The sequence below is a fragment of the Pseudomonas sp. ADAK21 genome (assembly GCF_012935735.1).
Classification (GTDB): domain Bacteria; phylum Pseudomonadota; class Gammaproteobacteria; order Pseudomonadales; family Pseudomonadaceae; genus Aquipseudomonas; species Aquipseudomonas proteolytica.
Genome location: NZ_CP052857.1, coordinates 3,286,418 through 3,298,367, shown reverse-complemented (window position 1 = coordinate 3,298,367; position 11,950 = coordinate 3,286,418). Strand labels below are relative to the sequence as shown.

8 protein-coding genes and 1 pseudogene are annotated in these 11,950 nt (G+C 64.4%); 5 read left to right on the top strand and 4 right to left on the bottom strand.

From position 1 onward, the window contains the following. Window positions 1–10 precede the first annotated feature (10 nt). From HKK57_RS14975 to HKK57_RS14965, 3 genes are read right to left on the bottom strand one after another with little or no spacing between them, the layout of a single operon-like run. Window positions 11–211, bottom strand: a complete 201-nt coding sequence (locus HKK57_RS14975; protein WP_029297878.1) for a DUF1656 domain-containing protein — start codon at window positions 209–211, stop codon at window positions 11–13. Then, window positions 201–2,384: an FUSC family protein gene (locus HKK57_RS14970; protein ID WP_169390353.1), complete on the bottom strand. Its 2,184-nt coding sequence runs from the start codon at window positions 2,382–2,384 to the stop codon at window positions 201–203. The genes HKK57_RS14975 and HKK57_RS14970 overlap by 11 nt, the downstream gene beginning before the upstream one ends. A gap of 11 nt (window positions 2,385–2,395) precedes the next feature. Further along, window positions 2,396–3,907: an efflux transporter outer membrane subunit gene (locus tag HKK57_RS14965; protein WP_169390352.1), complete on the bottom strand. Its 1,512-nt coding sequence runs from the start codon at window positions 3,905–3,907 to the stop codon at window positions 2,396–2,398. A gap of 181 nt (window positions 3,908–4,088) precedes the next feature. Here HKK57_RS14965 and HKK57_RS14960 point away from each other — a divergent pair, with 181 nt between their 5' ends. From HKK57_RS14960 to HKK57_RS14940, 5 genes are all read left to right on the top strand, one after another. After that, window positions 4,089–5,057, top strand: a complete 969-nt coding sequence (locus tag HKK57_RS14960) for a LysR family transcriptional regulator (RefSeq protein WP_029297870.1) — start codon at window positions 4,089–4,091, stop codon at window positions 5,055–5,057. A 205-nt stretch (window positions 5,058–5,262) separates the two neighbouring features. Further along, the gene (locus HKK57_RS14955) at window positions 5,263–6,237 is read left to right on the top strand and encodes a 2-hydroxyacid dehydrogenase (RefSeq protein WP_169390351.1); all 975 of its coding nucleotides are present in this window, start codon (window positions 5,263–5,265) and stop codon (window positions 6,235–6,237) included. 198 nt (window positions 6,238–6,435) lie between these two features. Next, window positions 6,436–7,338: a chemotaxis protein CheV gene (locus HKK57_RS14950; RefSeq protein WP_169390350.1), complete on the top strand. Its 903-nt coding sequence runs from the start codon at window positions 6,436–6,438 to the stop codon at window positions 7,336–7,338. Next, entirely contained in the window at window positions 7,339–7,821 is a 483-nt protein-coding gene (locus HKK57_RS14945; RefSeq protein ID WP_169390349.1) for a GNAT family N-acetyltransferase, read from the top strand. A 108-nt stretch (window positions 7,822–7,929) separates the two neighbouring features. After that, on the top strand, window positions 7,930–8,673 hold the full coding sequence (locus HKK57_RS14940) for a YkgJ family cysteine cluster protein (protein ID WP_154906634.1): 744 nt from the start codon (window positions 7,930–7,932) through the stop codon (window positions 8,671–8,673). Between the two features lie 2,009 nt (window positions 8,674–10,682). On the opposite strand, the pseudogene HKK57_RS27335 reads toward HKK57_RS14940, so the two are convergent. Next, a pseudogene (locus tag HKK57_RS27335) lies at window positions 10,683–11,675 on the bottom strand (methyl-accepting chemotaxis protein); the annotation flags it as partial. Between the last annotated feature and the right edge of the window lie 275 nt (window positions 11,676–11,950).

The following is an 11,950-nucleotide window of genomic DNA, read 5'->3' as shown; positions in this document are numbered from 1 at the left end:
CGGGGCATTCTCAACGGTAGACGGTCAGCGCCATGGCGCCGAAAAGACAGGTGAACAGGCTGAGGCGCAGCAACGCCGGGTGCCAGAAAAAACGGTACAGGTCAAAGCCGGCCAGGAAGCGATCCAGGGCCCAGGCCAGTCCCGCGGCGATAAAAAACATCAGGGTCATGGTCGGCATGTAGATGCCATGGAAGGCGATTTCACGCGGCATGAACGGTTCCTTCAAGCTTGAGAGCAGCCAGGGGCGATTGCGGGTCCAGCAGGGACGTGCGGATGAAGTGCAGGTAGCTTTTGACCCGGCGCAGGGCCGAGGTATCGAAGTGCGGGGCGAAGGGTTCGTCGGTGGCCTGCACACGGCTGATGGCGTGGTCCACCGCAATCAAGGCGCGCTCAAGATTGCTCTGGCTCGGTTGCAGGAACAGCCGCACCAGCGAACGCCCCATCACCCGGATCGCCTGGCGCCACGATTGGGACTCGGCATACGCCGGATGCACCGGCAGGATCGCCTGCTCTTTGCGCAATTCAATAATGGCGTGGCCGACTTCCAGCACCACGAACATCCAGCGCAACAGGTTGCGTTGCACCTGCGGCTGGCCGGCGGCCAGGCCATAGGCCTGGTGCAGCAGGTCTCGGGTGCGGCTTTCAAACCCCGAGGCCAGGCCCTTGAGCTTGCCGCTGATGGCATACACCACTTGCTCGCGCAGGTCGCGCTCCAGGCGGCGCCACAGCCAGGGGCTGTTGGGCGGCAGGATGATCGCCCCCGCCGCTGCGCACACCAGCATGCCGATGATCATGGCGATGTAGTCGTTGATAAAGGTGTAGGGGTTGTAGATCGTCAGGTTATCCGGCACCGAACCGGTGCTGAAGAAAATCAGCAGGCCCAGGCCGACCCCAGCGTATTGCGGGCGCGAGGACAGGAACGCGCCGAGCACGATCACCGGGGCGAGCATCACACAGAGCAAAGGGAACCCGTCGATCCAGGGAAACACGAAGAACATCTCGACGAACCCCACCAGGGCGCCGATCAAGGTGCCACAGGCCATTTGAAAAGCCATGCGCTTGGGGTTCGGCGTGGCAGCCGACAGGCCAACGGTGGCCGCCGCGATCAGGGTCATGGTGGCGCCACTGGGCCAGGCGGTGGCCACCCAGTAACTGCCCAGCACCACCAGAATGAACGACGCGCGAATCCCCGACGCGGCGCAGGCCAGCCAGTTGGTTTTCGGCGTGTAGGCCTCATCCCAGTGCTCACGCGCGTGGCTGTGTTCGGCCAGGGAGGCGTGGGTCTGCGCGTAGTTGTGCAGGTCGTCGACAAAGCGGTACAGCAGCTCATAGGCGGTGTGGAAATCCAACTGCTCGGCATCGCTGGGGCTGCTCTGCTGGAACTGCGCCCGCAGGCTGCGCACCTTGGCGGGCAGGCTCTCTTTATAGGCCGTCAGTTGGCTGACCAGGCGCGTGGCATCGGGGCTGGTCAGGGCGCGCCCGCTGAAGCCATCGAGCAACTCGGCCAAGTCCTGCAGGCCGGGTTTGATCGCGGCCACCACATGGTCGGCAGCATCGCTGCGCAGGCGTTCAAGCAACTGGTGCAGGGCGTTGAAGCGCGTGGTGATGCCCATGAATTCGCTGTTCAAGCGGCTGAGCCGGCCATTGCGCCGACGCATATGCGGGTCTTCGAACACGGTGACACTGCGCAGCCCTTCAAGGCCCACGGCTTCGGCGATAAAGCGCACGTTGCTGCTTTCAAAACCTTCGCGCTGGCTGCGGCCACGCAGGCCGTCGGTAACGAACAGGGCGAAGGTGCCGAAACGCTGGTACAAGGCGTTGCGCATGGCCGCGCTGCTGGTCTGCGGGAGGATCGCGGCGCTGACCAGGGTCGCGCAGAGAATCCCCAGGGAGATTTCCAGCACCCGCCACACCGCCGCCATAAAGGCGCCGTCCGGGTGGGCCAGCGCCGGCAGGCCCACCATCGCCGCCGTGTAGCCCGCCAGTACAAAACCATAGGCGCGGAAGTTGCGGTTGCGCGTGGCACCGGCCGTGCACACGCCCACCCAGATCGCCAGCGCGCCCAAAAACAACTCGGTGTTCTGCGCAAACAGCGCGATCAACAACACCATCACCGCCGACCCCGCCAGGGTGCCGAGGAAGCGGTAGAAGCTCTTGGCAAACACCTGGCCGCTTTGCGGTTGCATCACGATAAACACGGTGATCATCGCGGTACGCGGTTGCGGCAGCTCCAAGCGCATGGCCAGCCACAGGGTGAGGAACGCGGCGATCAGCACTTTGAAGATGTAGACCCAGGTCACGCCGTCACTGCGCGCCCAGTCGAAGAAGCCACGGCGCCATTCCAGGGAATGCAGCCAACGCAGCGGTACAGGCAAGGGAGTCATGGGAAACCTGATCAGTGATCGAATACGGCCAGCGCCGCCGGGGTCTTGCTCGCGAGGGTGGTGCCTGCTGCCGGCGCATCGTTGCCCGCGCCCAGGCCGCCGCCCAGGGCAGTGACCAGTTCGGCATGGGCACTCAGGCGCGCGGCCTGGACCTGCTGCTGGACCTGTTGCTGGCGAAACAGCAAGGTCTGGGCATTGAGTACGTTGAGGTAATCGGTCAGGCCGCGCTGGTAGGCGATCATCGCGATGTCATAGGTTTTCTGCGCCGAGGCCACCGATTCGGCGGCGAAGGTCTGCTGCTTGGCCATGGACTCACGGCGGATCAGTTGGTCACTGATGCCCTTGAGCGCATTGACCAGGGTCTGGTTGTAGCGGGCCACGGCAATGTCGTAACCGGCGCTGGCTTCGCCCAATTGCGCGCGCAGGCGGCCACCGTCGAAGATCGGCAGGGTGATCGCCGGGCCGACGCTGTAGTTGAGCTTCTTGCCGGTGAGGAACTCCAGCATGCCGCCGCCGGTAGCGACGTAGCCGAGGCTGCCCACCAGGTCGACATTGGGGTAGAAACCGGCGTGGGCCACGTCGATGCCCCGGGCCTGGGCCGCCACTTGCCAGCGGCTGGCGACCACATCCGGACGCTGGCCGAGCAGTTGCGCGGGCAGTGCCGATGGCAATTTCAGGGGCGCAGCGAGGGCCAGGGTCGGTCGCTGCAAGGTTGCGCCCTCCCCCGGGCCCTTGCCGGCCAAGGCCGCCAGTTGGTTGCGGGTCAGGGCGATTTCTTCGTCGAGGGCGTCCAGTTGCCGATGGGTTTCGGGCAATGGGGTCTGGGCCTGGCTGACTTCAAAGTGGGTGCCGATGCCGCCATCCAGGCGCTTTTGCGCCAGGTCGAGGATCTGCTGTTGCTGGGCCAGGGTAGCGGCGACGATATCGCGCTGGGCGTAATGCAGCGACAGTTGGATGTAGGCGCGTACCACGTTGTTTTGCAGCTCCAACTGGGCCTGGCGCGCCTGGGCGACGCTCATATGGGCCAGGTCCACCGCGCGCTCAGTGGCGTTGCGCTCACGCCCCCACAGGTCGAGGGCGTAGCTCAGGCCCAGGGCGGCGTTGTTGTCCCAGGTCGTGGAGTTGTCCAGTTTTCCAGGGCCGTAGAACTGATCGCTCGGCCAGTTGTGGCGCTTGAGCGTGGCATCCCCGTTGATCTGCACAGCCTCGGCAGACTCGGCCAGCCCAGCCATGGCCCGCGCTTCACGTACCCGTGCGGCGGCTTCGGCCATGCTTGGGCTGCCTTGAACGGCGAGGTCGACCCAAGCATTGAGTTGCGGATCGCCGTAGGCTTGCCACCACTGGGTGGTCGGCCAACGGGCATCCCGGGCGGCGCTCTGGATCGCGTCGTCGGTGGCCAGGTTATTGGCGGCGAGGCTCTTGCCTTGGGGGGCAATTCCACCGGTTCCGATGCAGCCGCTGATTGCTAACGATAAAGCCCAAACACTGAGAGTCTTCAGCTCTCTGCTGATGCGACGCGGCACTGCTGCGAATTCCTGAGGTGGTGTTGCGGGGACGGTGCGGCAATTCTAGGGGGCGCGAGGAATGGCGATAAGGTGGGATTCCTGTGAATCTTTGTTACCGTTCAGGCGATAATCCATTGGTCGGGGTCACTCGCCCCCGTAACTTCGTGTCACAATTTGCCATCTCCCTTGAGAGCACCCCATGGACACTTTGCAAAACATGCGCGCCTTCAGTTGTGTCGCCGAAGCCGGCAGCTTCACCGCCGCCGCGGTGCAACTGGACACCACTACAGCCAACGTCTCGCGCGCGGTCTCCAATCTGGAGGCCCATCTGCAAACCCGCTTGCTCAACCGCACCACCCGCCGCATCGCCCTGACCGAGGCCGGCAAGCGCTATTTATTGCGTTGCGAGCAAATCCTGGCCTATGTCGAGGAAGCCGAAGCCGAGGCCAGCGACGCCCATGCGCGCCCCGCCGGGCAGCTCAAAGTGCATACCATGACCGGCATCGGCCAGCATTTCGTGATCGATGCGATTGCCCGCTACCGCCGCACCCACCCCGATGTGACCTTCGACCTGACCCTGGCCAACCGCGTGCCGGACCTGCTCGACGAGGGCTACGACGTGTCCATCGTGCTCGCCAGCGAGTTGCCGGATTCGGGGTTTGTGTCCCAGCGCCTGGGGATCACCTACAGCATCGTCTGTGCCTCGCCGGCCTACGTCAAAGCCAACGGCTGCGCGCAGCGGCCCAGTGATTTGCTCAACCATGCGTGCCTGCGCCTGGTCAGCCCGGTGATCCAATTGGACAAATGGGTGTTCAACGGCCCCGATGGCCAGGAAAGCGTGAGCATCAACAGTTCGCCATTTTTGGTGAACTCCGCCGACGCGATGAAGACCGCGATCATCAGCGGCATGGGCGTTGGCCTGCTGCCGGTCTACGCGGCCATCGAAGGCCTGCGCAATGGCACCCTGGTGCGGATGATGCCGACTTACCGCTCCCAGGAACTGAACCTGTACGCCATCTACCCGTCGCGCCAGTACCTGGATGCGAAGATCAAGACCTGGGTGGAATACCTGCGTGGCTCACTGCCAGAGATCCTGGCGGCGCACCAGGCGGAGCTGGCGGCGTATGAGTTAAGCGGCAGTTTGGGAGCGGTGCGCCTTACCACCTGATTTGGAACACGGCCCCAGAATATTGAAAATCCCCTGTGGGAGCGGGCTTGCCCGCGATAGCGGTGTATCAGTGCCAGATGTAATGCCTGACACACCGCCATCGCGGGCAAGCCCGCTCCCACATTGGTGATGCGGTGTCCTGACAAGTGGGTGCAGGAATGTTAGCTTGCTTGGCATTCTTCCCTGTCGATGAGCCCCACTTGCGATGAAAAAGACTGTCCTCGCCTTCAGCCGTGTCACCCCCCAGATGATCGAACGCCTGCAACAGGACTTCGAGGTCATCGTCCCCAATCCCAAGCAAGGCGATATCAACGCGCAGTTCAATGAAGCGCTGCCCCACGCCCACGGTTTGATCGGGGTGGGCCGCAAGCTGGGCCGGGCGCAGCTCGAAGGTGCGGGCAAGCTTGAGGTGGTGTCCAGCGTCTCGGTGGGCTATGACAACTACGACGTGGACTACTTCAACGAACGCGGGATCATGCTCACCAATACCCCCGATGTGTTGACCGAAAGCACCGCCGACCTGGCCTTCGCCCTGTTGATGAGCAGCGCCCGCCGCGTGGCCGAACTGGATGCGTGGACCAAGGCCGGGCAGTGGAAGGCCAGCGTCGGCGCGCCGTTGTTCGGCTGTGATGTGCACGGCAAGACCCTGGGCATCGTCGGCATGGGCAATATCGGCGCAGCCATCGCCCGCCGTGGGCGCCTGGGCTTCAATATGCCGATCCTCTACAGCGGCAACAGCCGCAAGACCGCAGTGGAACAGGAACTGGGCGCGCAGTTTCGTAGCCTGGACCAGTTGCTGGCCGAGGCGGATTTTGTGTGCCTGGTGGTGCCCTTGAGTGAAAAGACCCAGCACCTGATCAGCCATCGCGAGTTGGGCCTGATGAAACCCAGTGCGATCCTGGTGAATATCTCCCGGGGCCCTGTGGTGGACGAGCCGGCACTGATCGAGGCCCTGCAAACCCAGCGCATTCGCGGCGCCGGGCTGGATGTGTATGAGCGCGAGCCCCTGGCGGAGTCGCCGCTGTTCCAACTGAGCAATGCCGTGACCTTGCCGCATATCGGTTCGGCCACCCATGAAACCCGCGAAGCCATGGCCAACCGTGCCCTGGATAACCTGCGCAGCGCACTGTTGGGCCAACGCCCGCAGGATCTGGTGAATCCGCAAGTCTGGAAAGGCTAAGACACAACACAACCCACTGTAGGAGCGAGCTTGTCTCCGGGCGGCGTTCCGACGAAAAACATTAACGATAACGCGTCTATCCTGAATAAACGCGGCGCCCTCGGTTTTTTCGCGAGCAAGCTCGCTCCTACAGTTTTTTGGGCCAGCGTCGATAACCTGCCATAGAAGATTGTTATCGCTGATCCACAGAAGGTTTTTATGTCCACCACCAAAGCCCGCGCAGATTCACTCTCGCTTCTGCTCTTTACCTTGCGCAGCGGCAAGCTGATGGCCATCAACCTGCTGAAAGTCAGCGAAATCATTGCCTGCCCGCCGCTCACCAAGCTGCCGGAGTCCCATCCCCACGTCAAAGGCATCGCGACCCTGCGTGGCGCGGCCCTGTCGGTGATCGACCTCAGCCGTGCACTGGGCGAAATGCCCCTGAAAGACCCCGACGGCGGCTGCCTGATTGTTACCGATGTCAGCCGGTCCAAGCAGGGCCTGCACGTGCAGGCGGTGAGCCGGATCGTGCATTGCCTGACCACTGACATCCGCCCGCCACCCTTTGGCTCCGGCGGCACGCGCTCGTTTATCACCGGCGTGACCCAGGTGGACGACGTGCTGGTGCAAGTGCTGGACATCGAAAAAGTCATCCACGCCATTGCCCCCGCGCAAATCGAAGTCGCGCCCACCGACCTGACCATGGAAGAAGCCGAAGTGCTCGGCAATGCGCGCATCCTGGTGGTGGACGACAGCCAGGTGGCCCTCCAGCAATCGGTGCACACCCTGCGCAACCTCGGCCTGACCTGCCACACCGCACGCAGTGCCAAGGAAGCCATCGATGTGCTGCTGGAGCTGCAAGGCAGCGCCGGGCAGATCAATGTGGTGGTGTCTGACATCGAAATGTCGGAAATGGACGGTTACGCCCTCACCCGTACCCTGCGTGAAACCCCGGACTTCCAGGACCTCTACGTGCTGCTGCACACCTCCCTGGACAGCGCGATGAACAGCGAAAAAGCGCGCTTGGCCGGGGCCGACTCGGTGCTGACCAAGTTCTCCTCGCCCGAGCTGACCAAATGCCTGGTGGTCGCGGCCCAGACCGTGGCGCAAAAAGGCCTGTAAGTGACAGCGTATTACCAACTGCTGCGCCGCGACCTCACCAAGAGCCTGCCCGCGCCGCAGTGGCCAGCCGACACCCGTCTGGACCATTACCGCCTTGAGCTCGCCCCGGCGATCCATGCGGTGTTACGCATGACCCAGGCCCAGGGCGGCGGCCACGTGCCCAACCTGAAGACCTGGCAGCAGCAATTCATCACCGATGCGGAATTTGACCCCACGCTGTGCCTGGTAGCGAGTAATGCCGACGGTATTCTTGGCGTGGCCCATTGTTGGACCAGTGCGTTTATCAAGCATCTGTGCATCCACCCTTGCGCCCAGGGCCAGGGCCTGGGGCGCGCCTTGCTGCTACATAGCTTCCAGGTGTTCAAGCAGCGCGGCGAACCCTACGTGGACCTCAAGGTGCTGGAAAGCAATCAGCGCGCACGCCAACTGTATGAGAGCGCCGGCATGGTCTTGGTGCTGCGTGACGTGGTCAGCGAAGACTGAGCGGCGCTGGCGCATAACTTGCTTCCAGAGTCTGCGAGCGGCGGATAGAGGTAAAAACCCGTCACCGCTCAAGAGAGCCCTCTGACCTGGCCTGGTAGCAGATCCTCCATGAATACCCATTTTTCCTGCGTTGGTTGCGGCAAATGCTGCACCGACCATCATGTCCCCCTGACCCTCGACGAAGCCCGCCAGTGGGCGGCAGATGGCGGCAACGTCATCGTGCTGGTGGAAGGTTTCCTGGGCAATGGCCTGGGCCTGCCTCTGCAACAGCGCGAGCATGCCGAACGGCGTTCAGTGGTGGTGCCCAGCGGCAATACCCAGGCGTTCGTGGCAATCACCTTTGCCGCCTACAACGCCGGGCGCTGCCGGAATCTTGACGAAGACAACCGTTGCGGCATCTATGAGCGCAGGCCGCTGGTCTGTCGCATCTACCCGATGGAGATCAACCCGCATATCCCGCTGAACCCGGCCGCCAAGGATTGCCCGCCGCAATCCTGGGAACAAGGCCCGGCGCTGATCGTCGGCGGTGAACTGATGGACCACGAACTGGCCGACCTGATCCGCCGCTCGCGCCAGGCCGACCGTGACGATGTGCAGACCAAGGAGGCGGTGTGCGCCCTGCTGGGGATTCGGACCACGGCGCTCAAGGGCGATGGGTTTACCGCTTACCTGCCGGACATGGGCGCCTTTGCCCAGGCCATTGAATTGGCCGCGACCCAGCCAGCCGGGGCCAATGAATGGGTGTTCCATGTCTCCGGGATGGACATTGCCGAGCAGTTGCTGGACGCCGGGGCGCAGATCGCCACCGAAGTGCCGGCCAACTACGCGTTCATCTCCCTGCGCGCTGCCTGAGGGCCGTCAGAGGCGTAAGCCTGTCGCTGTATCGAGCACGCTTGTAGTGGCGAGCGGGCTTGTTGTGGCGAGCGGGCTTGCCCCGCGCTGGGCTGCGTAGCAGCCCCACTTCAGGCACCGCTGTTGTTTCAGATGTACCGAGCCAGCAGGTTTTGGGGCGGCTTCGCCACCCAGCGCGGGGCAAGCCCGCTCGCCACAGGGAGGGCGGCGGCACGTCGGGAGTTTGGGGGGCTGCAGCACAGTAGTTTTCTTGGACTGCAGATTTCTTGTGGCCAGCGCGCTTGTTGTGGCGAGCGGGCTTGCCCCGCGCGGGGCTGCGTAGCAGCCCCACTCCAGGCACCGCAGTTGTTTCAGACATACCGAGCCAGCAGGTTTTGGGGCGGCTTCGCCACCCAGCGCGGGGCAAGCCCGCTCGCCACAGGGAGGGCGGCGGCACGTCGGGAGTTTGGGGGGCTGCAGCACAGCAGTTTTCTTGGACTGTAGATTTCTTGCGGCGAGCGGGCTTGTTGTGGCGAGCGGGCTTGCCCCGCGCTGGGCTGCGTAGCAGCCCCACTTCAGGCACCGCAGTTGTTTCAGATGTACCGAGCCAGCAGGTTTTGGGGCGGCTTCGCCACCCAGCGCGGGGCAAGCCCGCTCGCCACAGGGAGGGCGGCGGCAGGTCGGGAGTTTGGGGGGCTGCAGCACAGCAGTTTTCTTGGACTGTAGATTTCTTGCGGCCAGCGCGCTTGTGGTGGCGAGCGGGCTTGCCCCGCGCTGGGCTGCGTAGCAGCCCCACCCCAGGCACCGCAGTTGTTTCAGACATACCGAGCCAGCAGGTTTTGGGGCGGCTTCGCCACCCAGCGCGGGGCAAGCCCGCTCGCCACTGGGAGGGCGGCGGCAGGTCGGGAGTTTGGGGGGCTGCAGCACAGTAGTTTTCTTGGACTGCAGATTTCTTGTGGCCAGCGCGCTTGTTGTGGCGAGCGGGCTTGCCCCGCGCTGGGCTGCGTAGCAGCCCCACCCCAGGCACCGCAGTTGTTTCAGACATACCGAGCCAGCAGGTTTTGGGGCGGCTTCGCCACCCAGCGCGGGGCAAGCCCGCTCGCCACTGGGAGGGCGGCGGCACGTCGGGAGTTTGGGGGGCTGCAGCACAGCAGTTTTCTTGGACTGTAGATTTCTTGCGGCGAGCGGGCTTGTTGTGGCGAGCGGGCTTGCCCCGCGCTGGGCTGCGTAGCAGCCCCACTCCAGGCACCGCAGTTGTTTCAGATGTACCGAGCCAGCAGGTTTTGGGGCGGCTTCGCCACCCAGCGCGGGGCAAGCCCGCTCGCCACAGGGAGGGCGGCGGCACGTCGGGAGTTTGGGGGGCTGCAGCACAGCAGTTTTCTTGGACTGTAGATTTCTTGCGGCGAGCGGGCTTGTTGTGGCGAGCGGGCTTGCCCCGCGCTGGGCTGCGGAGCAGCCCCACTCCAAGCACCGCAGTTGTTTCAGACATACCGAGCCAGCAGGTTTTGGGGCGGCTTCGCCACCCAGCGCGGGGCAAGCCCGCTCGCCACAGGGAGGGCGGCGGCAGGTCGGGAGTTTGGGGGGCTGCAGCACAGTAGTTTTCTTGGACTGTAGATTTCTTGCGGCCAGCGCGCTTGTGGTGGCGAGCGGGCTTGCCCCGCGCTGGGCTGCGTAGCAGCCCCACCCCAAGCACCGCAGTTGTTTCAGACATACCGAGCCAGCAGGTTTTGGGGCGGCTTCGCCACCCAGCGCGGGGCAAGCCCGCTCGCCACTGGGAGGGCGGCGGCAGGTCGGGAGTTTGGGGGGCTGCAGCACAGCAGTTTTCTTGGACTGTAGATTTCTTGCGGCCAGCGCGCTTGTGGTGGCGAGCGGGCTTGCCCCGCGCTGGGCTGCGTAGCAGCCCCACCCCAGGCACCGCAGTTGTTTCAGACATACCGAGCCAGCAGGTTTTGGGGCGGCTTCGCCACCCAGCGCGGGGCAAGCCCGCTCGCCACGACAAGCCCGCTCGCCACAGGGAGGGCGGCGGCAGGTTAGCGGCGTTTGCCCCAGAACTCTTCTGCCAAGCGCCGCAGGTCTTCCGCCAGCGCGGCGACGTCGCCCGAGCTGAGCTGGCTCTGTTGGCCGGCGCTGACGGTCGCCTCGCCCGCATTGCGGATACCGACGATATTGCGATTGATGTCCTCGCTCACCGCGCTCTGTTCTTCTACCGCCGCCGCAATCTGCACACTCATGGCCGTGATCTGGTTGACCCGCTGGCTGATGCCATCCAGGGCCGACGCGGCGCGCTGGGCATGGTCGACGCTGACTTCGACATGCTGGCTGCTTTGCTCCATGGCCATCACCGCATCACGGGCGCCGCCCTGCAAGGTGCTGATCATGCGTTGGATTTCATTGGTGGATTGCTGGGTACGTTGCGCCAGGCCGCGCACTTCGTCGGCCACCACCGCAAAGCCACGGCCCTGCTCGCCAGCCCGCGCCGCCTCGATGGCCGCGTTGAGGGCCAGCAGGTTGGTCTGTTCGGCAATTGCCCGGATCACTTCCAGTACGCTGGAGATATCCCCGCTGTGGCTTTCCAGTTGATGGATCACGGTGGTGGCCCTGGCCAGTTCCTGGGACAGGCGCAGCACCGCATCGCGGCTTTCGTCCACGCGCAGATGGCCTTCACGGGTCTCGCTGCCGGCCAGGTCTGCCGCTTTCGAGGCTTGTTGGGCGTGGCTGGCAACTTGCGCCACGCTGGCCGCCATCTGCTGGATGGCGGTCGCCACCTGATCGGTCTGGCTCTGCTGGCCCAGGGTGCTGGTGTGGCTGCTGTCCAGTTGCTGGACCAGGGCGGCGGCGTGTCCGGATAAACGCTGCGAGGCATCGCCAATCCGACCCACCACCGCGCCCGCCTGGGCTTCGAGCATTTGCATGGCAAATTCGATTTGCCCCAGCTCGTCCGCGCGCCCGGTGTAGATCGCCTGGCTGACGGGGTTGTCGGCAATCTGCCGCGCCCGCTCGCTCAATTGCCTCAGGGGCCGCAACAACAGATTGATGCCCAGCACGCCAACCGCGCCCACTGCCGCCAGGCCCAGCACTTGCAACGCCCATGAATAACTGGCCAGCCCGGTCCCCACGCCCCAGGTCAGCGCGCACGTCGCCCCAGTGACCAGCGACAACTTCATCGGCATCTCCAGCACCGGCCGCATGCGCCGGGAGCCTGCGCGCAAACGCACATAGGCGCGCTCTGCCGCTCTCACTCGGCGTGCGTCGGGCTTGGTGCGCACCGACTGGTATTCCACCGTCGCCCCGTCGCGGG

Bases quoted from the DNA above. Each gene is read 5' to 3' on its own strand.
- HKK57_RS14960 (WP_029297870.1), top strand. From the start codon at position 4,089: ATGGACACTTTGCAAAACATGCGCGCCTTCAGTTGTGTCGCCGAAGCC.
- HKK57_RS14955 (WP_169390351.1), top strand. From the start codon at position 5,263: ATGAAAAAGACTGTCCTCGCCTTCAGCCGTGTCACCCCCCAGATGATC.
- HKK57_RS14975 (WP_029297878.1), bottom strand. From the start codon at position 211: ATGCCGCGTGAAATCGCCTTCCATGGCATCTACATGCCGACCATGACC.
- HKK57_RS14940 (WP_154906634.1), top strand. From the start codon at position 7,930: ATGAATACCCATTTTTCCTGCGTTGGTTGCGGCAAATGCTGCACCGAC.
- HKK57_RS14970 (WP_169390353.1), bottom strand. From the start codon at position 2,384: ATGACTCCCTTGCCTGTACCGCTGCGTTGGCTGCATTCCCTGGAATGG.
- HKK57_RS14950 (WP_169390350.1), top strand. From the start codon at position 6,436: ATGTCCACCACCAAAGCCCGCGCAGATTCACTCTCGCTTCTGCTCTTT.